Annotated in this window: 20 protein-coding genes and 2 pseudogenes; 13 read left to right on the top strand and 9 right to left on the bottom strand. The window is 67.8% G+C overall.

Annotation, left to right across the window (positions count from 1 at the left end):
• Positions 1-6 precede the first annotated feature (6 nt).
• Together ABTV68_RS15190 and ABTV68_RS15185 are read right to left on the bottom strand one after the other, a co-directional pair.
• On the bottom strand, positions 7-711 hold the full coding sequence (locus ABTV68_RS15190; protein ID WP_433674544.1) for an ABC transporter ATP-binding protein: 705 nt from the start codon (positions 709-711) through the stop codon (positions 7-9).
• Positions 708-1,226 (bottom strand): PadR family transcriptional regulator, encoded by a 519-nt coding sequence (locus ABTV68_RS15185; protein ID WP_433674543.1) that lies wholly within the window; start codon positions 1,224-1,226, stop codon positions 708-710. The genes ABTV68_RS15190 and ABTV68_RS15185 overlap by 4 nt, the downstream gene beginning before the upstream one ends.
• Before the next feature lie 130 nt (positions 1,227-1,356).
• Here ABTV68_RS15185 and ABTV68_RS15180 point away from each other — a divergent pair, with 130 nt between their 5' ends.
• The gene (locus ABTV68_RS15180) at positions 1,357-2,526 is read left to right on the top strand and encodes a DUF4303 domain-containing protein (RefSeq protein WP_433674542.1); all 1,170 of its coding nucleotides are present in this window, start codon (positions 1,357-1,359) and stop codon (positions 2,524-2,526) included.
• Positions 2,527-2,563: 37 nt separating this feature from the next.
• On the opposite strand, the gene ABTV68_RS15175 is transcribed toward ABTV68_RS15180, so the two are convergent.
• Complete coding sequence (locus ABTV68_RS15175; protein ID WP_433674541.1) at positions 2,564-3,775, bottom strand: MFS transporter; 1,212 nt, start codon at positions 3,773-3,775, stop codon at positions 2,564-2,566.
• An 82-nt stretch (positions 3,776-3,857) separates the two neighbouring features.
• On the opposite strand from ABTV68_RS15175, the gene ABTV68_RS15170 reads away from it, so the two are divergent.
• On the top strand, positions 3,858-4,739 hold the full coding sequence (locus tag ABTV68_RS15170) for a LysR family transcriptional regulator (RefSeq protein ID WP_433674540.1): 882 nt from the start codon (positions 3,858-3,860) through the stop codon (positions 4,737-4,739).
• Positions 4,740-4,748: 9 nt separating this feature from the next.
• Here the strand turns inward: ABTV68_RS15170 and ABTV68_RS15165 are convergent, their stop codons facing one another.
• On the bottom strand, positions 4,749-6,164 hold the full coding sequence (locus ABTV68_RS15165) for an MFS transporter (protein WP_433674539.1): 1,416 nt from the start codon (positions 6,162-6,164) through the stop codon (positions 4,749-4,751).
• Positions 6,165-6,245: 81 nt separating this feature from the next.
• On the opposite strand from ABTV68_RS15165, the gene ABTV68_RS15160 reads away from it, so the two are divergent.
• The 5 genes and pseudogenes from ABTV68_RS15160 to ABTV68_RS15140 all read left to right on the top strand — a co-directional run bounded on the left by ABTV68_RS15160 (position 6,246) and on the right by ABTV68_RS15140 (position 9,622).
• On the top strand, positions 6,246-6,878 hold the full coding sequence (locus ABTV68_RS15160) for a TetR/AcrR family transcriptional regulator C-terminal domain-containing protein (RefSeq protein WP_433674538.1): 633 nt from the start codon (positions 6,246-6,248) through the stop codon (positions 6,876-6,878).
• Entirely contained in the window at positions 6,875-7,756 is an 882-nt protein-coding gene (locus ABTV68_RS15155; RefSeq protein ID WP_433674537.1) for an alpha/beta fold hydrolase, read from the top strand. The genes ABTV68_RS15160 and ABTV68_RS15155 overlap by 4 nt, the downstream gene beginning before the upstream one ends.
• Positions 7,757-7,854: 98 nt before the next feature.
• A pseudogene (locus ABTV68_RS15150) lies at positions 7,855-8,024 on the top strand (transposase); the annotation flags it as partial.
• A gap of 619 nt (positions 8,025-8,643) precedes the next feature.
• Complete coding sequence (locus ABTV68_RS15145) at positions 8,644-8,994, top strand: hypothetical protein (protein ID WP_433674536.1); 351 nt, start codon at positions 8,644-8,646, stop codon at positions 8,992-8,994.
• Positions 8,995-9,007: 13 nt separating this feature from the next.
• Positions 9,008-9,622 carry a hypothetical protein gene (locus ABTV68_RS15140; RefSeq protein ID WP_433674535.1) on the top strand — a complete coding sequence of 205 codons (615 nt, stop codon included), beginning with the start codon at positions 9,008-9,010 and terminating at the stop codon, positions 9,620-9,622.
• Positions 9,623-10,184: 562 nt separating this feature from the next.
• On the opposite strand, the pseudogene ABTV68_RS15135 reads toward ABTV68_RS15140, so the two are convergent.
• Together ABTV68_RS15135 and ABTV68_RS15130 are read right to left on the bottom strand one after the other, a co-directional pair.
• Positions 10,185-10,456: pseudogene (locus ABTV68_RS15135) on the bottom strand (transposase); the annotation flags it as partial.
• A gap of 116 nt (positions 10,457-10,572) precedes the next feature.
• Positions 10,573-10,857, bottom strand: a complete 285-nt coding sequence (locus ABTV68_RS15130; RefSeq protein WP_433674534.1) for a helix-turn-helix domain-containing protein — start codon at positions 10,855-10,857, stop codon at positions 10,573-10,575.
• Between the two features lie 120 nt (positions 10,858-10,977).
• Between ABTV68_RS15130 and ABTV68_RS15125 the strand changes: the two genes are divergently transcribed.
• Both ABTV68_RS15125 and ABTV68_RS15120 read left to right on the top strand, forming a co-directional pair.
• On the top strand, positions 10,978-11,427 hold the full coding sequence (locus ABTV68_RS15125) for a DUF6907 domain-containing protein (protein ID WP_433674533.1): 450 nt from the start codon (positions 10,978-10,980) through the stop codon (positions 11,425-11,427).
• Positions 11,424-11,924 carry a YbaK/EbsC family protein gene (locus tag ABTV68_RS15120; protein WP_433674532.1) on the top strand — a complete coding sequence of 167 codons (501 nt, stop codon included), beginning with the start codon at positions 11,424-11,426 and terminating at the stop codon, positions 11,922-11,924. The genes ABTV68_RS15125 and ABTV68_RS15120 overlap by 4 nt, the downstream gene beginning before the upstream one ends.
• A gap of 48 nt (positions 11,925-11,972) precedes the next feature.
• Here the strand turns inward: ABTV68_RS15120 and ABTV68_RS15115 are convergent, their stop codons facing one another.
• Both ABTV68_RS15115 and ABTV68_RS15110 read right to left on the bottom strand, forming a co-directional pair.
• Positions 11,973-12,758, bottom strand: a complete 786-nt coding sequence (locus ABTV68_RS15115) for a hypothetical protein (RefSeq protein WP_433674531.1) — start codon at positions 12,756-12,758, stop codon at positions 11,973-11,975.
• 51 nt (positions 12,759-12,809) lie between these two features.
• A complete protein-coding gene (locus ABTV68_RS15110; RefSeq protein ID WP_433674530.1) occupies positions 12,810-13,565 on the bottom strand; it encodes an IclR family transcriptional regulator in 756 nt (251 codons plus the stop codon).
• 62 nt (positions 13,566-13,627) lie between these two features.
• On the opposite strand from ABTV68_RS15110, the gene hutH reads away from it, so the two are divergent.
• Genes hutH through hutI form a run of 3 tightly spaced genes read left to right on the top strand, consistent with a single transcriptional unit; the run spans position 13,628 to position 18,018 of the window.
• Complete coding sequence (gene hutH / locus ABTV68_RS15105; protein WP_433674529.1) at positions 13,628-15,169, top strand: histidine ammonia-lyase; 1,542 nt, start codon at positions 13,628-13,630, stop codon at positions 15,167-15,169.
• A 33-nt stretch (positions 15,170-15,202) separates the two neighbouring features.
• Positions 15,203-16,867 (top strand): urocanate hydratase, encoded by a 1,665-nt coding sequence (gene hutU / locus ABTV68_RS15100; RefSeq protein ID WP_433674528.1) that lies wholly within the window; start codon positions 15,203-15,205, stop codon positions 16,865-16,867.
• Positions 16,864-18,018, top strand: a complete 1,155-nt coding sequence (gene hutI / locus ABTV68_RS15095; RefSeq protein ID WP_433674527.1) for an imidazolonepropionase — start codon at positions 16,864-16,866, stop codon at positions 18,016-18,018. The genes hutU and hutI overlap by 4 nt, the downstream gene beginning before the upstream one ends.
• A gap of 15 nt (positions 18,019-18,033) precedes the next feature.
• Here the strand turns inward: hutI and ABTV68_RS15090 are convergent, their stop codons facing one another.
• Positions 18,034-19,011, bottom strand: coding sequence for a LacI family DNA-binding transcriptional regulator (locus ABTV68_RS15090; RefSeq protein WP_433674526.1), 978 nt, complete (start codon positions 19,009-19,011; stop codon positions 18,034-18,036).
• Between the two features lie 109 nt (positions 19,012-19,120).
• Here ABTV68_RS15090 and ABTV68_RS15085 point away from each other — a divergent pair, with 109 nt between their 5' ends.
• On the top strand, positions 19,121-20,455 hold the full coding sequence (locus tag ABTV68_RS15085; RefSeq protein ID WP_433674525.1) for an MFS transporter: 1,335 nt from the start codon (positions 19,121-19,123) through the stop codon (positions 20,453-20,455).
• The last annotated feature ends 10 nt before the right edge of the window (positions 20,456-20,465 follow it).

Here is a 20,465-nt window from a genome sequence, read left to right as displayed (position 1 = left end):
CCCCGATCAACGGGCACTCGCCGGGTCGAGGACGAGACCGTCGCGGATGAAGATCTCGCGATCGCTGTAGGAGGCGACGCGACCATCGTGCGTGACGAGGATAAGGGTGGTGCTGGTCGTGCGGACGACCTCGGTGAGGGTCTGCATGACCTTCTCCGCGGTGAGCGAGTCGAGGGCTCCCGTGGGCTCGTCGGCGAACAGCACCTCGGGGTTCGTGACCAGTGCGCGGGACAGGGCGACACGCTGCGCCTGTCCACCGGACAGCTCCGCCGGCAGCCGCTTCGCGAACGTGTCCAGCTCCAGGCGGCCGAGCCATTCGTGTGCTCGTGCGAGCGCCAGCTTGCGCTTCATGCCGGCCAACATGAGCGGCAGCGCGACGTTGTCTTCCGCGGTCAGCTCCGGCAGGAGCTGACCGAACTGGAACATGAAGCCGAGCCGCGTGAGACGGAAGCGCGCTCGGCCCGCTTCGTCCAGCGCGCTGACGACGGTGTCGCCCACGCGCACCTCTCCCGTGTCGGGGGCGATCACTCCGGCCAGGCAGTGCAGCAGGGTGGACTTGCCGGATCCGGAGGGGCCCATGATGGCGACGATCTCGCCGCGGGCGATCTCCACATCCACGCCGCGCAGGGCGTGCGCCGTTCCGTAGTGCTTCTGAAGCCCGCGCGCGGTGATGGCCAGCGGTCGGGACTCCGAGGTGGTGATGGTGCTCATCGCAGGGATTCCTTCAGATCGGTCAGGCGGGCTTCGGTCGTGTCGATCCAGCGGAGATCCGCCTCGACTCGGAAGAGGGACTGGTCATAGGCGAGGACGTCCAGAAGCTCGGCGCCCTGCTTCGCGCGGGTGAGGCGGCGCATCGCGTTGAGCAGCGTGCTCCGATGAAGGGCGAGCAATCGCACCGCATCCTCATCGAGGAGGAGGGAGACCACGACCTTCGCGAAGAGATTGCTGCGTCCCGTGACCTCCTCATCGGGCTGGGTGAGCCACTGCAGCACGCGCTCGCGGCCGGCCGGAAGTCCGCGATAGCGCTTGCGGTTGGGGCCGCCGCCCTCCTCGACGCCGTCCATGACGATCAGCTCGTCCCGCTCCAGGCGGGCGAGCATGGCGTACACCTGTCCGAACTTGAGGGCGCGCTCCGCGCCGAAGTAGTCGTCGTAGCGCTGCTTCAGCTCATAGCCGTATCCCGGCCGGGCCTCGATGAGCCCCAGGAATGCCTGTGATGTGTCCACGTGAGCGACTATACACTCAGTGTGTAGTGGGTCCCTGTCAGTGATCTGAGTCCCGTTGGCATCGATTGGCTCGGGCGTCGGCCGCGGTCGATAGCATGGCACCGACCCCGCGCGAGAGGACGCCACAGCGATGGATGGAAAGGCGATCGAGGCGGCGGCCGCCGCTCAGCTCGTTCGGGCAGTGCGCACGGTTCGCGAGCGTCATCCCGATCACACGGTCTACGGTGCGATGTTCCACGAGTTCTACGGCGACGGGTCGACGATCGCGTGGCCGATGGTCACGGTGGGTACCGAGGAATCGCTCGCAGGGGTCGTCGCCGAGTACGCGGATCGGCACGGAGAGTCCGATGACCTGGTGGCGTCGCTGCGCTGGTCGGGGCCCGATCTGGAGCACGGGTTCGACCCGGATGACGATGATCAGGCGCTCGCCGACGTGCTGCAGGCGGAGGCGGGGCCCGGATTCGAGAGGTGGGGGCGGCTCTACGAACGCTTCCTCCGGTGCTTCCCCCGCGCGGCGAAGGCCGCTCGAAAGCAGCTGCTGGCGGACGGGGTCGTCACGGAGGACTTCATCGCGATCGCCGACGACGAGGGCGGTGAGCTGATCCCGCTGAGTCTCACCAAGACGCAGGTTCTCGCCCACTTCCCGGAGTACGACGCCGCCGAACAGGAACGTGGACGACTGTCCGCGTTGCCGGTCGACGAGCGCGTGGCGGAGCTGCTTCCCGAAGCCGTGGCACCCCGGTATCAGGGTCCACTCATCGGAGAGCACGAGCAACTGCTGGTCGCCTGTGGTGTAGCCGCCGTTCCGGCCCTGGTGCGCGTCGTCCGTGGCGAGGTGTTCGGCAACGGAGATGTCACGGCCGCGCGTCTTCTCGCCGAGATCAACGTGGATGACGCCGATGCGGTCAGCGCACTGGATGAGCTCATGCGTCGTAGGAAGCGACCGGTGAACTCCCGGGCCTGGGCGGCGTCGGCGCTCGCGCGCCTGGGCCGATCCGATCTGATCATTGCTCGGGTCGCCGAGCTGCCCGTCGAGGTCGTGACGCGGGGGATCGGCGATCCGTTCCGGTCGTTCCGCGACCGCGGCGCGCACCGTCTCCTCGATTACGCCCCGTTGGAGCAGGTGCTGCGTGAGCATCCGGACCTGGAAGACGCATTCGAGGAGGAACTCGAGCCCGGAGTCGGGTACTGCGCGGTGACGGCGGAGGAGATTCCGATCGCCGAGGCCGCGTTGGACTCGCCCTGGCTGGTGGTTCGCACACATGCGCAACACGTGTTGGGGGACGCGCGCCAGGGCTGACGCAGGCGTCGCCTCCCGCGTCCGCGCCGCACGCTGCTCAGAGCGTTCGCACCACCCGCGCGAGCCCGGCTGCGGCAGCGGTGGACAGCACCACGGTGGCGGTGGCGAACACCAGCAGCACCGGGATCATCGGCAGCCACAGCAGGGCGAGTCCGATGAGTACCGGAGGAACGGTCATGCCCGCGTAGGCCATCAGGAACACGCCCGCGAGCACCTCACCGCGATGTGCTGCATCGCCGAGCGAAGCGCCCGTCATCAGGGCGCTGCGGAACAGGAATCCGACGCCGAAGCCCGCGACGACTCCGCCGACGATGAACAGCGCGATCGAGGCGGTCAGCGCGGAAGCGGCGAACATCGTCATGCCCAGAAGGACAGTCGTCGCGCCGGCGACGATCTGGTGGCGCGGAGACAGCCTTCCGGAGATCAGCTGGGCGATCGCTGCCGCCCCGAACACCGCGAAGGCTGTGGCGCCGACGGCGAGGTGGTCGTGCACGTTGCCGATCTGGGCCAGAAAGGCGGGGGACACCGATCCGAAGAAGCCCGTGATCGCGAAGGCGGCGAAGGCCGCCGCACCGGCGAGGAGGAACGCGGAGCGGCGCTCACGCGGGACCGCGACGCGCTGGCGTCGATAGCTGGCGCGCAGCGGAACGGTCGTGACGGTCTCCGGAATTCGCGTGAGCAGGATCGCGGCGCCGATGAGCCCGGCCAGAAAGACCGCGTACGGCGTGACGAGGGGCCAGGGAGCCCACTCGGCGAAGATTCCGCCGATGAGCGGGCCGAGCGCGAGCCCGCCGAGGTTGGCGACCGTCGCGACGGTTGCCGCGATACCGACGTGACCCGAGTGGTGGATGCGCAGCTCGCTGAGGCCCGCGGTCGCGGCGGCAGTGAGGAGTCCGACGGCGAGACCGGAGACGAAGCGGGCCACCAGCAGCGTGGGAACCGCGCCGGGCAGCAGGAAGATGATGCTGGAGAGAGCTTCGATCAGAGCGGCGATCACCAGCATCCGGCGCCGACCGACCCAGTCGCTGATGTGGCCGCCGAAGCTCAGGGCGACGATGACGCCCACCGCGTAGGCGGCGAAGATCAGTGTGACGGTGAAGGTCTGGAAGCCGTCGCGCTGCTGGTAGAGCGCATACAGCGGAGTGGGCACCGTCGCGAAAGCCATCATCAGAAGGAAGGAAGCGGCCACCACCCAGAAGGCGGTACCCGGGGCGAGCAGGCGGCGCTGCTCGAGGGAGATCGTGGACATGACTCCATGGTCGATCCGTTCATTGATCGTGTCCAACGGATAGATTGGATGACATCAATCGACGTGATCGATAGAATCGACCATGGATATTCGCCTGCTGGAGTACTTCGTCGTCGTCGCCGACGAGCGCAATGTCACCCGAGCCGCCCAGCGCCTCTACGCTGCGCAGTCAACCGTCTCCGCCGGGCTGCGCAGTCTCGAGCAGGAGCTCGGCGTGGCGCTGTTGGAGCGCACCACGCGCAGCATCAGCCTCACTCCAGCGGGAGAGGATCTCCTCGTCTCGGCGCGGTCGATCGTCGACGAGTGGGCGGGCATGCGCGAGGCCGCGTCAGAATCCACAGCGGGTATTCGTGGTCGCGTCTCGATGGGGACGTTCACGGCGATGCCGCTGATGGATCTGCCGCGGGTGCTCGGGCAGTTCCGGCGGGACTTCCCCCTGGTCGATGTGCATCTGACCGCTTCGCCGTCGGGGTCGACCGGACTCGTCGATGACGTGCTGCAGGGGCGGCTGGACCTCGCCTTCACCACGGTGCCGCCGCCCGCAGGGCTGATGGCACACGAGCTCGCGCAGGTGCCGTATGTGGCGCTGGTGCCGGAGGGGCACGCGCTCGCGGAAGCCGACGAGGTGGACCTCGCCACCCTGGCGGGGCAGCCGTGGGTGGACGTGCTGCCCGGCTACGGCAACCGAGTGCAGATCGATCGCGTGCTGGCGCAGCGCGGACTCTCCCGTCGCGTCGTCGCCGAGATCGAGGCGATGCCGAGCATTCCGGAGTATGTAGCGGCGGGGCTCGGCGTGGCGCTGATTCCCGAGGGGGTGCAGTCGCCCGGGTGCGTGACTCTGCCGATCACGGATCTGTCGGAGCGGTGGATCCTGTCGCTGGTGGTGGGGGCGAGCGCCGCACGACGGCGCCACGTTGACGCACTGCGGCGCGCGATCGCGACGGCGCCACTGCGGCTCGTGTGATCCTGCCACTCACTGTTCGGGGATGACATGCGGGAGTGCCGCCCGGGGTGTGCCGCGCGTGAAGAGCAACGCCGCCGCGATCGCTCCCGCGGTGGAGACCGCTGCGGCGATGAGGAAGGCGGCCTGGAAATCGACGAACGACGCACCGGTGGAGATCACGCCGGCCACCACCTGCGTGGCGAGTGCTCCTCCGATGGCGCGGGAGATCGTGATCAGTGCCGTGGAGACTCCCACCTTGTCCACTGGCGCGCCGGCCGCGGCGGAGGCGAACACGAGCGTGGACCCGGCGCCCGCCCCGATCCCCGCGAGGATCAACGAGATCACGAGGCTCGCGGGCGTCGGAGTGGCGATGCCGATCAGGGCGCCGATCGCCAGCACGAGCAGGGCGACGATCGCCGAGCTTCGGATTCCGAACGGGCGTGAGAGCGGTCCGGCCACCAGCGAGGCGACGATCCCGGCGCCGTACGCGACGGCCAGCATGATGCTGGTCTGGCTCGGCGAGGCCGCCCAGCCGAATCCCGACGATGCGGGTTGGGCGATCAGCTGTGGCACCAGGAAGACCATCGGCGCATAGCTCGCGCCGATCGCGACCCCGACCAGCACGGCACCGCCGACCCCTCGCGAGCGGAGGGTCGTGAGATCGATCATCGGTGTTCGTGCGCGGCCCTCCACGCGCACCCACGCCACTCCCGTCGTGATGGTGAGTGCGAGCAGCGCGAGGGTGGCGAGTGAGAGCCATCCACTGGCGGACGAACTCGCCAACGCTATCACCAGCAGCAGCAGGGCGGTCGAAAGCAATCCAGCGCCGAGCCAGTCGAGACGAGTGGCGGCGTGGGCCTCACGAGCGATGCGCCCACGCGCGACGAAGAAGCCGAGGGCGCCGACGGCCACCAGGCCCGTGGGCACGCCGTAGAGGATCGCTCGCGAGCTCGCCTCCAGGATGGGGCCGGCCAGCAGCACGCCGATGCCGGCGCCCGCCACGCTCATGGCGACGAGGATTCCGGAGGCCGTGCGGACGGCATCCGCGGGCAGCAGGCGACGGATGATCACGAAACCCACGGGGATGATGCCCAGCGCAAAGCCCTGCAGCGCCTGGCCGACGATGAACAGCCAGAACTCGGGAGCGAGCGCGCTGAGCAGGCCACCACCGGCAGTGATGGCGACAAGCCAGCGCAACACGCGTTCCGCTCCGTGGACATCGGCCAGTGTCCCCGCGATCGGTGTGACGATCACCGTCACCACCGTCGGGACGACCGTCGCCAGCGCTCCGACGGCCGCCGTCACCGCGAAGTCCTGCTGCAGTCGGGGGAGGACGGGAATGATGAACCCTTCGAGTGAAGCCCCGGACAGCACGATGACGGCGAGGCTCCAGAGTGCGAGCCGGCGACGGGACGTCGCCGGCTCGAGCGAAGATGGCGTGGACATGGGGCTCCTCGAATCGGGGCACCGCGATCATCGTCGATGCGGGGCTTCTATTTCGATACGCGTAACGATATTGTGGAGCGCATGGTAGCGGATACACCCAAGCGGGCGGGTCGGCCTGCCGCCGTCGACCAGGACGCGATGATCGAGGCAGCGACAGAGCTGGCCGATGAAGCCGGCCTCGAGGCCGTCACCTTCCGGGCGCTCGCCGATCGTCTCGGGGTGTCAGCCATGGCGGTTCATCGGGCCAGCGGGGGAATCGATGCGCTCCGGCATCGGCTGATTGCGCGCGTCGTCGATGAGGCCGTTGCCGCGCTCGACTGGACCGATCCCGATTGGCGGCCACGGCTCGAGATGTTTGCGCTCGGGCTGCGCGACCTGCTCATGCGCCACCCGCTGGTGCTGGAGGCGCATCGACGCGCATCGCTGGACACTCCCGATGCAGATGATGTGGCTCACCGGATCGTCGCGTCGCTGCGCGATGCCGGACTCGATGAGGAGGAGGCGGTGTACGCCTACGCCGCCGTGCACGACTTCGTCACCGGCCACGTCGCCATCCGGCTCGGTCGTGGCGATGATGAGCTGGACGAGATTCCCGCGTCGCGGCGCACGGCGTCCGTCTTCGACCTCCATCACGATCCCGAGCGCCGATTCCGAATCGGATTGGACCTGCTGCTGGACGGCATCGCACAGCGAGTTGCGGGAGGGCGGGCATGACGGAGGATCTGGAGGTGTCGTTGCCGGCCACCCACAGGCTCACTCGTGGTGCGCGGTCGATCGCGTACTGCGAACTGGGGGATCCCACCGGGACACCGGTGATCGCCGCGCACGGCTCGCCCGGGTCGCGCTACCAGCTGCTCGCCCTGGAGCAGGCTGCCCTCCGAGCGAACGTGCGCATCATCTGCCCGGATCGTCCGGGGTTTGGAGACACGTCCCCGGAGCCCCGGCGCGGCTTCGGTACCGGTTCGGACGACGCGATCGCGCTGCTGGACGTGCTCGGGATCTCGCGGGCGGTCGCGCTCGGCTTCTCCGGCGGCGCCGGATACTCGCTCGCACTGGCACTCGCGCATCCCGATCGGATCGACCGCGTCGTGCTCGCCTGCGGCATGATCCCCGGTGCGCCGCGGCGCGCGCTGCGCGGGCGCATCCCCATCGTCTCGGCTCTGTACCGGGTCGCCCGTGTGCTGCCACCACTGGCAGTCATGATGCTGGATGGGCGGGGTCCCTTCGCGTCCACGCGTGAGGCGAACCTGTCCGCGTGGCCGGCCGCGGATCAAGCGATCATGGCCGATCCCCGCGCGCGGGCGATGACGGCACCGGACGGCCGCGCCGCGGCGAAGCAGGGGTCGCGGGCCGCCGTCGATGACCTCCGTCAGTACTCGCGTCCCTTCCCGCTCACACAGGTCCAGCAGCGGGTGGATCTGCTGCACGGCACGGCCGACGGGAATGTGCCTGTGAATGTGGCGCGATGGGGGAGGTCGCAGTTGCGTGATGCCGTGCTTCGCGAGATCCCCGGTGGTGGACACTACTTCGCGGTCGCCGATCCGGAGGCAGTGGTGGCGGCGCTGCGCGCACCGCTCGCGGGTACGAGCTAGGGTGTGTCGGATCAAATGGGGCGGGGTGTGTTGGGAGTGCTGAAGGTGTGTCGCGTTTTCCGTTGCTGTCGGATACCCCGTGAGTGTTGATCGAGTCGATGCTGCCGCGTCCGACGGGTCGGAAGGGTAGACCGTTCTCGGATGCGGGGACGATTCTCGGCGGGCTCATTTGCCGTGTCGGTGCGGGATAGCGTGGCGTGATCTGCCGGAGATTCTCGGTCCATGGCAGACGGCGCGAACGTGGCATCACCGCCCTCAGCGCAAAGGCTGACGTCGATGCTCTACGCCGGGACTACATGGTGCCATCAAATGTTGACGGAGCATGTTGTATCGGGAGGTGAAAGAGAGCTCCATGGCCTGGATGTCGCTGTCTGCCTGATCTTCCCGATTCCACCAGAAGCCTGCGGCTTCTTCGGCTCGTGCGGAGACGGAATAGACGCCACACCATCGCCCTCGGTCCACTCCCTGAGCCGGCATGAGTGATCCGCCTCACAAACACGGCCAGGGTGAGTTCAAATTGCTCCTCCGCGGGCGCACGGATCTTGGCGCGTTATGCCAGCATGAGAAATCTCTCACGCTGGCGGGGGATCACGGAGCACCCTGGGCGACTCAAAAAACACCTCGGTATAGGCATTGTGAAATATGCACCTTCTCACTTCTGTTCTGGTTTGGTAATAAGTAATGTCCGCGCGCGCCGCGCTGGTTCTCGTTTCTCATGAACAGCCATTTGCTCTGGGATTTATAGCCGGTCGCACCAACGCTAATCCAAACAATGACATGTCGCCCGAGTTTACTCGAACGACCCTTGACAATCGACGGTGAGGGGAATAGCCTCCCACGTACAAACCGTCCGCGAAGGAAAGGAAAGGAAAGGGAAGGGAAGTATCATGAAGAAATCAAAGAAGATTGGCGGATACCTTGCAATAGGAGCGCTCGTCCTGACCGGCGTCGTAGGGACATCGACCGCTGCTTTCGCCGGCGCAGACGCCGGCACAATTGGAGACGGTTACACGATCTACCCGACGGTGTCGCCGTTCATCTCCTATGCGGTTGTGACTCAATGTCAAGCCGAACCAGGTGGCACGCCCGTCGCGTGGCGCTATCGCGGCGAGGTGACGCTGGGATCAGACGTCGCATATGGCGGCACCGGCACCGTCGCAACTGGCGATAATTCCGCGGTCACATTGCGGAAGATCGGGACTTACTCCGGCACGTGGCGATGCAAGAACCTCGGCTAGAAAGGAGAAGCACATGAACACGAGAAACCGAAGCATCGCCGCTTCGCTGACCTGCGTCATCGCAGCCGCCATTGGATTGGTGGGCGCAACTGCAGCCAATGCGCAGAATCTCACTGCGACGACCATCTCGTCGATGGCGGCTGATGCGCTGACACTATCGAATCCGTCCGCGGCAGAGATCCCGACCTTGCGCACGGCTTTGGCAACGGGGTCCATCCAGCACAGTGACTACGAGGCGCTGCATGAGCGCTACGTCCAATGCGTCATCGACGCTGGATTCGATCCTCAGTTCCGGACGACGTCGCACGGCGTGTATGTAGAAATGCCATATCGCGACGTGGGCGACACCGAGAAACTCAACGAGGCCACAGCGCGTTGCGGAGCGGAGTCGGCAACCGTGCAAGCGCTCTTCCGAGCGCAGCAGGCGGGAGCCAAGTTGACCGAGAACCCGTACGAAACAGCCATCAGCTGCCTTCAGCAGGTGGGTGTGGTAGATGCCTCCTACAGTGCCAACCAACTTGCTGAAGATTGGTCGAAGGACAGGATGCCATTCGATGCAAGTGACCTTCAGAGCAACGACTGCCTGTACGAAGCCGGATTCGCGTACTTCACGATCGATGACGAGTAGTCCGGTGTGTATCCCGCCTCAGTGAAGGCGGGATACACACTCCGGGAGAACTAGCTAAGGAATTTGACATGAAGAGCCAAGAGCAAGCAACAGTCGCAACGCTCCCGAGTGTGGCACTCGTTGCGTCTCTCGTAGGAACGGTGATGCACTGGACGACGCTCGTCGTCGGACCACGTGTCGCTCGGGAGATGATTGCGCACGCGACGACGGGAAATCCGTCGGCCTTCACGCTCATTATGACGTGCGTCTTCCTTCCGCTCCTGTTTCTGGGTCTAGTTTTGGGCGTTGTTGCGGTGGTAAAAACTACGCGCGGAGGATCAAGCCCCCGTTCCTCAGTCATTGCTGGAGCCGCGGTCGCCACCGCCCTGACCAGCATTGTGGGCTTCGCGCTGAGCACCTCAGCCCAGGTCGCACTTGCCTTCCTGACAGGACTCGCGAGCCCTTAGTCGTCTCTCTCGCTTGTCAGTGACCAGGGGCCTGCGAGTTGTCGGTACCTGATCGAATCAGGTGTTTCCAGACGTCGGGGCAGACTCGATGGTGAGCCGAGATCCTTCGCCCACAGCTGATGCACCCGAGTGGTGGTGGAGTCCACGGAGGGGGACCAATCGCTCTGACCTGCCGCGGCCGCCGCTCCGGTCAGCTCCGCGACCACTTGGTCCCACGTTCCGTCGGTCGCCATGCGGTGATGCCACGTTCGCACCGTCTGCCATGGACCGAGAATCTCCGACAGATCACGCCACGCTATCCCGCACCGACACGGCAAATGAGCCCGCCGAGAATCGTCCCCGCATCCGAGAACGGCCTACCCTTCCGACCCGTCGGACGCGGCAGCATCGACTCGATCAACACTCACGGGGTATCCGACAGCAACGGAAAACGCGACACGCCTTCAGCACTCCCAACACACCTCGCCCCATTGATCCGACACACCCTAGCGGCAGAGTGTCGAATCAGATGCCGCCGGCGCGGAGATCGGGCCACGGCGTGGGGACGAGCTCGTCCAGCGTGACGCCGAGCACTTGCGCGATGGCCATGACGTTGCGCAGCGAGGGGTTGGCGGGGCTGCCCGGCATGGACTCGCCCTTCTCGAACTTCTGGAAGGTGTAGCGGGTCATTCCGGCGGAGTATGCGACCTGTTCCTGGGTGAAGCCGCGGTCGATGCGCAGGCGATGGATGTTGGCGCCGAGTTCGCGCGCGAACTGCGTCCACTCGCCACTCGGTCGTTGTTTCGCCACCCCTCCACACTCGGCGGGAGACCTCTCCTATACAGCCTCCTTCATATGGCAAACTCGGCGTGCTAGTCTCTCGCGGCCCTGCATCGCGTCCACGTCGTGCTGTGCGGGAGATCGGCGTGAATGTCTGAAGCGGGTGATGTAATCCGAGAAACGGCGTGTGCCCCGCCAGATCGGAGGGAGTCCCGCATGCATACTGAACGACCCGCCTGGCTCGCGGAGTGGTGCCCCGTCTGGTGTAGTGGCGACCATGGTGGTCAAGAATTGCCCGACGATCGCCGCCACCAGTCAACCGCGGCGTGGTGGACTGAGCTGGTGCAGCGCCGACAGGTCCTGCCATCAGGGGAGGTTAGCCGTGTGGTCGAGCCGACCGAGATGGCGGTGATCGCGGTGCAGCAGGTCGGAGAGGCGCAACCATGGGTGGCTGTCACGACGGACGTTGACCTCCTGGAGCTGACGCCCGAAGGCGCTCGTCGCCTGCACGCTGAGCTGGGCTCACTGCTGGATCGGCTGGAAGAGGGACGCCGTGGCCTGCCTACGATGTCATACCGGAACGAAGGGAATCACCCGTGAACGATCACTCTCCCGAGGACGAGGAACGCACCCGCCGCGTCGCGGCCGGTCTCGCTGCGGCTGGCATCGAGGCCCAGATCGTGACCCTGCCCGATTCGGCAGCGACGGCTGCGCTCGCGGCGGAGGCTCTGGGAGTCGAGGTGGGTGCCATCGCCAACAGCCTCGTGTTCGTCGCCGACGACGAGCCGCTTCTGGTCATGACCTCGGGTGCACACCGTGTCGACACGGCCGCACTGGCACGTCGTATCGGGGTGCAGCGCATCCGTCGCGCCAGCGCGGATCAGGTGCTGGAGGCGACGGGGCAGCGGGTCGGCGGCGTCTCGCCCACCGGACATCCCGCGGGGCTGCGCACGATCATCGATGAATCACTGTCCCGCTACGGCCAGCTGTGGGCGGCCGGCGGCACCGCCCACGCGGTGTTCCCGCTCACGTTCGACGAACTCGTGCGGCTCACCGGCGGTGCTGTGCACTCCGTGGAAGCGGATACGGATTCGTGAGTGCCCCGTGCTCGGGCCGGGCGGTGTGGGAATCATGTGCCCGAAGAGTCATCCCATGTTGTAGAAGCTTGAGAACGTCACCACTGTCGAAATGACCCACGACGCAACAGTGCCGCCGATCGCCAGCCACAGCGGTCCCATCGCTCGCCGACCGTTCCGACTCAGCACGACGGTGCGGCCGATCACGTAGACCAGCGGCTGAGCCAGGAAGTTCCAGCCCCACGGGAACGCCTTCACGACTCCCATTCGAGTGAGAGCGCGCTGATCGAGGAACGCGAACACCACGCTGGCGGCGTAACAGAGGAGGGCGATCACTGAGGCGAGCACGAGGCTCGGAACGACAGCGCCGACGTAGGTCGACATCGCCGCGGGTGAGATTCCCCCGAAGCTGACCGCGACCAGGGCGAGGTTGAGCTCGATCACGGCCTGCCAGTCGACCACGAGGTACGCGAGGATCTGGACGAAGGCCAGAGCCCCGATCAGCCAGGCCCAGGGTGTGTTTCCGGTGAGTGCTGGTCCGGCGGTTGCGTTCTGGGCCGCGGGCCACGGCTGGATCGGCTGGGCCGCGTGAACCTGCGGCGCGCCGGGGTAGCTCTGCGCTGTGGGGTATCCCTGGGGCGTGCCGGGAGGTGTCTGCGGACCACCGGTGTAGGCCGGTGCGGCGGGCGAGGCCTGCGGCACGGCGGGGGAGGCCTGCGGCACGGAGGGGGAGCCGGTGTGCTGGCCCGACGATCCCGGTGTCGGCCAGGACGGCTGCTGGCCCTGGTGCGGCACCTGCTGTTGCGGTACATCGGGCTGTGGCGCGGGCCAGGTGGGCTGCTGCGGATCGGTCATGTCGTCCCCTTTCCGGCGCGTTGGCGCAGATGGATGGAAGTCTAAGCTCCGTCAGCCGATGCGGCGAGCCAGCCGCTCCGCCCCATCCTGCACGGCGGCGACCATGGCGTCCGCGTCGTGTTCGGCATCGTCCGCCCAGGTCACGGCGACCGCGGCGATCGGCCAACCGGTGTGATCACGCACCGCGACCGCCACGGATCGCATCCCGAGGGTCACCTCGCCGTCCTCGAAGGCATATCCGACCCGGCGCACCTCACGCAGCAGGTCTCGCAGCTCCCGTGGAGATCGAGGTCCCCGCTCGGTCCTCGTGCTGAATGACGCCGCATCCGGATACAGGGCCCGCAACTGCGCGGCACCGACGCCGGCCAGCATCGCCCGACCCGTCGCGGTCAGATGAGCGGGCAGGCGCACACCCACGTCCGTGACGAGTGCCGGGCGGCGAGGGGCGCGCTCCTCGACGATGTAGATCACGTCGCGCCCGGTGAGCATCGCGATGTGCGTGCTCTCGCCGGTGCGGTCGGCCAGCGCGGCCGCCACCGGGCCGCCGAGCCGCGCGAGAGGCTGCTGACGGTTGAATCCGCCGGCCAGCTCCGCCGCCGCTGTGCCGAGTCCCCACCGGCGCTGTTCGGGCAGGTGCACCACGAAGCCGTGCTCCTGCATCGTCGCGAGCAGGTGATAGACGCTGGAGCGCGGCAGCCCCAGCGTGGTGGCGATCGAACTCGCCGCCACCGGTCCACGCGAGCGACCGAGCAGCGCGAGGATGCGCAGCGTCTGATCCGCGGCTGGTACCCGGGGCTTGTCTGGCATGCCAGACAGCATATCCACGAGCCGCCTGTTCCTGCGGGAGTCGGCGGTGTGGAATCGGATCCATGAGCACTTCCGCCCCCGTCCTCGTCGGCCTGCACCCCCTCTCCATCGAAGAGGTGGTCGCGGTCGCCCGCCATCACGCGCCGGTCGAGGTGACCGCCGAGGCGCGCGCCGCGGTCGCCGCATCGCGTGCCCGCATCGATGCGCTCGCGGACGACCCCCACCCGCACTACGGCGTCTCCACCGGATTCGGGGCGCTGGCCACGACCTTCATCACTCCGGACCGTCGGCTTCAGCTGCAGGCCTCGCTCATCCGCTCCCACGCGGCAGGTACCGGCGCTGAGGTGGAGGAGGAGGTGGTGCGCGCGCTGCAGCTGCTGCGGCTGCGCACCCTCGCCTCCGGTCACACGGGTGTTCGTCCCGAGGTGGTTGACACGTATGCCGCGATGCTGAACGCCCGCATCACTCCGATCGTCCGCGAGTACGGTTCGCTCGGCTGCTCCGGGGATCTCGCACCGCTGTCGCACGTCGCGCTGGCGGCCATGGGCGAGGGGCGCGTCCGCGTCGACGGTGTGGAGCAGGATTCCGCCGATGCGCTGCGGGCCGCGGGAATCGAGCCGATCGTGCTCCGCGAGAAGGAGGGGCTGGCCCTCGTCAACGGCACGGACGGCATGCTGGGCATGCTCTCGCTCGCGCTGGCCGACCTCGAGGACCTCTTCGACACGGCGGACCTCGCTGCGGCGATGTCGGTGGAGTCACAGCTCGGTACCGCGCGTGTGTTCGATCCGGACCTGATGGCCCTGCGCCCGCAGCTGGGTCAGGCGGCGTCCGCCGCCCGGATGAGCGCGATCCTCGCGGACTCGCCGATCGTCGCCAGCCACGCGGGGCCAGAGGATGGCCGCGTGCAGGACGCGTACTCGCTGCGGTGCTCGCCACAGGTGCATGGCGCCGGCCGCGACACGGCGGCCCATGCCCGCCTGATCGCCGACCGCGAGCTGGCGAGTGTCGTCGACAACCCGATCCTCACCGGGGACGGCCGGCTGGAGTCGAGCGGGAACTTCCACGGCGCCCCCGTAGCGTACGTGCTGGACTTCCTCGCGATCGCCGTTGCGGATCTCGCATCCATCTCCGAGCGCCGCACCGATCGGGCCCTCGACGTCGCCCGCAACCGCGATCTGCCGCCGTTCCTCGCGCACGAGGTCGGCGTGGACTCCGGACTGATGATCGCGCAGTATGCGGCCGCCGGCATCGTGTCGGAGCTGAAGCGCCTCGCCGTCCCGGCGTCGGTCGACTCGATTCCGTCGTCGGCGATGCAGGAGGATCACGTGTCGATGGGCTGGTCCGCCGCTCGCAAACTCCGCCGAGCGATCGATGGGCTGGGCCGGGTGCTCGCCGTGGAGCTGATCACCGGATCGCGGGCTCTCGACCTGCGTGCACCGCTGCAGCCCGGTGCTGCCACCGGCGCCGCACGCGACCTGGTGCGCACGAGTGTGGCTGGCCCCGGCCCTGACCACTTCGTCTCGCCCGATATCGAGGCCGTCACCACGATGGTCCAGGACGGGTCGTTCGCGCGCATCGTGCGCGAACACACCACCACGATCTGATCCGCACACCGGATCCACACGAAGGAGCTGTCGATGTCGACGCACGAACCCCGCACTGTCCGCGCCGCGCGCGGAGCCGAGCGCACCGCGAAGTCCTGGGGTGCCGAGGCCGCCAAGCGCATGCTGATGAACAACCTCGATCCTGAGGTCGCTGAGCACCCCGAGGACCTGGTCGTCTACGGCGGCACCGGTCGCGCGGCCCGCAGCTGGGCGGCATTCGACGCCATCGTCCGCACGCTGGACGAGATGGACGCCGATGAGACGCTGCTGGTGCAGTCCGGCAAGCCCGTGGGTGTCTTCCGCACCCACGAGTGGGCACCACGCGTGCTGATCGCCAACTCCAATCTCGTGGGGGACTGGGCCACCTGGCCCGAGTTCCGCCGTCTGGAGTCGCTGGGCCTCACGATGTACGGGCAGATGACTGCCGGGTCCTGGATCTACATCGGAACGCAGGGCATCCTGCAGGGGACGTATGAGACCTTCGCCGCGGTCGCCGCGTCGCTCGGGCGCGACTCGCTCTCCGGCACTCTCACCCTCACCGGTGGCGCCGGCGGCATGGGCGGAGCACAGCCGCTCGCTGTGACGCTCAATGGCGGCGCGGTTCTCATCGTCGACGTCGACGAGACGCGCCTGGCTCGCCGCGTGGAGCACGGCTATCTCGACGAGTACACCGCCGATCTGGACGCCGCCGTCGACCGAGTGGTCGCGGCCAAGGAAGCCGGCGAGGCGCTGTCTGTCGGCGTCGTCGGCAACGCCGCGGAGGTCTTCCCCGAGCTGCTGCGCCGCGGGGTGCCGATCGACATCGTCACCGACCAGACCAGCGCGCACGACCCGCTGGCGTACCTCCCGATCGGCGTCAGCACCGCGGACTGGAAGGCGCAGGCCGAGGCAGATCCAGAGGATTTCACGCGGCGATCGCGGGAGTCGATGGCCGCACACGTGAAGGCCATGGTGGAGTTCCAAGACGCGGGTGCTGCCGTCTTCGACTACGGCAACTCGATCCGTCGCGAAGCCGAGCTCGGCGGTTATGACCGCGCTTTCGCCTTCCCGGGATTCGTTCCGGCCTACATCCGTCCGCTGTTCGAAGAGGGCAAGGGCCCGTTCCGCTGGGTGGCGCTGTCGGGTGACCCGGAGGACATCGCCAAGACCGACCGCGCGGTCGCGAAACTGTTCCCTGAGGACGCTCATCTGCAGCGCTGGCTGCGCCAGGCGGGGGAGAAGGTGCACTTCGAGGGCCTGCCGGCGCGCATCTGCTGGCTGGGCTACAAGGAGCGCCACCTGGCCGGGCTGAAGTTCAACGAGATGGTGGCATCCGGCGAACTGTCTGGACCGATCGTCATCGGGCGTGACCACCTCGACTCCGGTTCCGTGGCGAGCCCGTACCGGGAGACCGAGTCCATGAAGGACGGATCGGACGCGATCGCCGACTGGCCGCTGCTGAACGCCCTGCTCAACACGGCCTCCGGTGCGTCGTGGGTTTCGCTGCATCACGGCGGCGGCGTCGGCATCGGACGCTCGATCCACGCGGGTCAGGTGACGGTCGCCGACGGCACCGTGCTGGCCGCGGAGAAGATCGAGCGCGTGCTCACCAACGATCCCGGTACCGGCGTCATGCGTCACGTGGACGCGGGGTACGAGCACGCCGCCGACGTGGCGCGCGAGCGCGGGCTCACCATTCCGATGCTGGACGCAGAATGACATCGCTGCTCATCACCGGCATCGGGGAGCTGACCACCAACGATCCCGATGTCGGCGCGGACGCCCTCGGCACGTTGCACGATGCGGCCGTCGTGATCGACGACGGTCGCGTGGCGTGGATCGGACCCGCAACCTCCGCGCCCGCGGCTGACAGTGTGCGCGATGTCGACGGGGCGGCGGTCATCCCGGGTTTCGTCGACAGTCACAGCCATACGGTGTTCGCGGGAGACCGCGCCGCAGAGTTTGCGGCGCGCATGACCGGAACGCCGTATGCCGCGGGAGGCATACGAACGACAGTGGCCGCGACGCGCGCCGCGACCGACGGTGAACTGCGGGCACGCCTGCGGTCGCTGCGGGCCGAGAGCCGTGCGCAGGGAACCACGACACAGGAGGTGAAGACCGGTTATGGCCTGGACGTCGAGACGGAGACCCGCCTCGCGCGCATCGCCGCCGAGGTCACCTCTGAGGTCACGTTCCTCGGTGCCCACGTGGTGCCGGCCGAGTACGCCGAGGACCGCGCCGCCTATGTGGCGCTCGTGGCGGGCGCAATGCTCGCCGCGGTGCGTCCGTTCGCCCGATGGATCGATGTCTTCTGCGAGCGGGGAGCCTTCGATCCCGATGAGTCGCGCACCGTGCTGCAAGCGGGGATCGCGGTAGGCCTGCTCCCGCGCGTGCACGGCAATCAGCTCGGCGAGGGGGCAGGAGTTCAGCTGGCGGTGGAGGTCGGTGCGGCGAGCGTGGACCACTGCACGTACCTCAGCGACTCCGATGTCGACGCACTGTCGGGCTCCGACACCGTGGCCACCCTCCTGCCCGGCGTGGAGTTCTCCACGAAGCACCCCTACCCGTCCGCGCGGCGACTGCTGGATGCCGGCGTGGTCGTCGCGCTGGCCAGCGACTGCAACCCGGGCACGAGCTTCACGACGTCCATGCCGTTGATGGTGGCGCTCGCCGTGCGGGAGATGGGGATGAGTCCCGACGAGGCGGTGTGGGCCGCGACCGCGGGTGGCGCCCGGGCGCTGCATCGTGACGATGTCGGGGTGCTGCGTGTGGGCGCGCGCGGTGACCTCGCGGTGCTCAACGCGCCGAGTCGCATCCACCTGGCCTACCGTCCCGGCGTCCCTTTGGTGTCGGAGGTCATCGGCGGCTGAGCGCACGATGCGGCGTCAGGTGGTCTCCCGGACGATCAGGCGCGCCTCGGTCTCGGGGCCCGCCACCGGTGGCGGACCGTCGTTCACAGCACTGAGAGCGAGCGCGGCGAGGTAGCGTCCGAGACCCGCGTTGTCCACGCGGACCGTGGACAACGACGGGGTCAGCAGACCCGCCAGCGGCGTGTCGTCGTGCCCCACGATCGCGAGCGCGGTGGGCACGGCGATGCCCGCGCGCAGCGCCGCCTGCAGAATGAGGGCCGCGATGTCGTCGTTGTACGCGACCACGGCATCGACCCCGTCGTCGATCCACCGACGCACCGTCTCGGAGGCGGCCGTCTCGTCGATGTCGCCGGTGGACGCGAAGCCGTCACCGGTTGCCGCATGCAGAGTGGCCGCCGCCAGTTCCCGCCGTTCGGCGACGAGTCCGGCCAGCCGCGGGTCCCGGGAGCCGGCGAAGACGATGCGTCGTCGTCCCCGCGCGATGAGGTGCTCCACCTGGAGACGCGGTCCGTCCGCGAACCCGAGAGAGTCAGCGTCATCGCGGGTGGCCGTGGGTGGAAAGATGTGCTCTACCCCGCTGGCGCGCATCTCGGCCAGCTGTTCCGGCGTGAACGGCTGCATACCAAGGATGACGTCCGGGCGCAGCGTCTCCCACAGGGGACGCGCCTGACCGCCCGGGTGGGGCGTCATCGTCACGAGTGAGTATCCGGCCTCGTCCAGGGCAAGTGATGCCTCGTCGAGGTGCGTGCGCATGCTGTAATCCAGCGGCCAATCCGGCAGGACGAGCAGGATGATGCGGGATCGGCCGCTGGCGAGCGCCTGCGCCGCGGTGTTCGCGCGGTAACCGAGGCGCTTCGCTTCGGCGAGGACACGCGTTCGGGTGGCTTCAGGGATCGTCTGTCCGGGCGTGTCGTTGAGCACGAAGCCGACGGTCGCGCGAGACAGGCCCACCGCGCGCGCGACGTCCGCCGCGGTGACCCGTTTGGTCGACATTGATCCTCCTGAATTCGAGCCGTGCACTTGCGCGCGCTAGTAGAAGTACCGTAGCATCCAGATCACCCACTAGCGCGTGCTAGTTCCCATTTGACACTGGAGTCCTCCCATGCCACCGATCAATGATGAGCCGGTCCTCACCCCCGTCCCGGGGGACAGCTCGCTTGCCGCCGCCGCGACCGGCGTCGCCGATTCGGCCCAGAGCGGGGCCGAGCTTCCCCGGGTGAGCGGTCGCTACATCTGGTTCATGGTGCTCGCGCAGTTCGGCGTCTTCATGGCGTTCATCACGCCGATGGCCATCTCGCTCACCATTCGCGTCAACACGCTGGCTCCGGGCCACCCCGAGTACCTCGGCTTCATCACCGGTGCCGGTGCCCTCTTCGTGATGCTCACCTCGCCGTTCATGGGCATCTGGAGTGACCGCACGCGAACCCGCATCGGCCGCCGTCGGCCGTTCATGATCGGCGGGATGATCGTCGGCGTCATCTCCCTTCTGGTGATGGCGACGGCACCGAACGTCCTGGTGGTGGGCTTCGGCTGGATCCTCGCGCAGTGGGGCTGGGGAACCACCCTGTCCAACCTGCAGATCTCCACCGCCGATCGTCTCCCCGAAGCCCAGCGCGGCAAGGTGGCCGGTCTCACCAGCTTCGCGACCCAGATCGCGCCGGTGTTCGGTGTCGTCCTCGCGCAGTTCTTCACGGGCGATCCGCTGCTGCTGTTCCTCGTCCCAGGCTCCGTGGGCGTGCTGTTCGTGGTGCTGTTCGTCACACTCGTGCACGAGGACGACTCTCGCGGTCTGCCGAAGGAGCCGCTCACCGTCGGTCAGCTGCTGGCGAAGTACCTGTACAACCCGCGCAAGTACCCGGACTTCTCCTGGAACTGGGTCGGTCGCTTCTTCTTCTACACGGGGATCACTCTCAACACGACGTACACCGCCTACTTCTTCGCCGACCGCCTCGGTATCGCTGTGGAAGCGGTCGCCAGCATCATCGCCTCGCTGAGTCTCGGTGGCATTCTCGCGGTCACCCTCGGCGCGGTCGGCGGTGGATTCCTGTCGGACAAGCTCAAGCGCCGCCGGCTGTTCGTGCTGCTCGGCGGCCTGATCATGGCGGCGGGCATGCTCCTGCAGGCCTTCGCTTCGGACCTGGTGATGCTCGTCGCCGGCTCGCTGCTGAGCTCCATCGGTCTCGGCCTGTTCGCTGCGGTCGACCAGGCCCTGCTGCTGGACGTGCTCCCGGAACGAGAGACGGATGCCGGCCGCTTCATGGGAATCACCGGGTTCGCGACATCGATCCCGCAATCGCTCGCACCGCTGGCCGCCTCCGGCATCCTCCTCATCGGGGTCACCGGAACGGACCGCAATTACACCCTGCTGTTCATCGTGGCCGCTGTGGCCGTCATCCTCGCCGGTTCCGCCGTGCTCCGCATCCGCTCCGTTCGCTGATCACCGAAAG

The sequence above is a fragment of the Microbacterium gorillae genome (assembly GCF_050990725.1).
Classification (GTDB): Bacteria; Actinomycetota; Actinomycetes; order Actinomycetales; family Microbacteriaceae; genus Microbacterium; species Microbacterium gorillae_A.
This window is presented reverse-complemented; position numbering and strand designations above follow the sequence as displayed.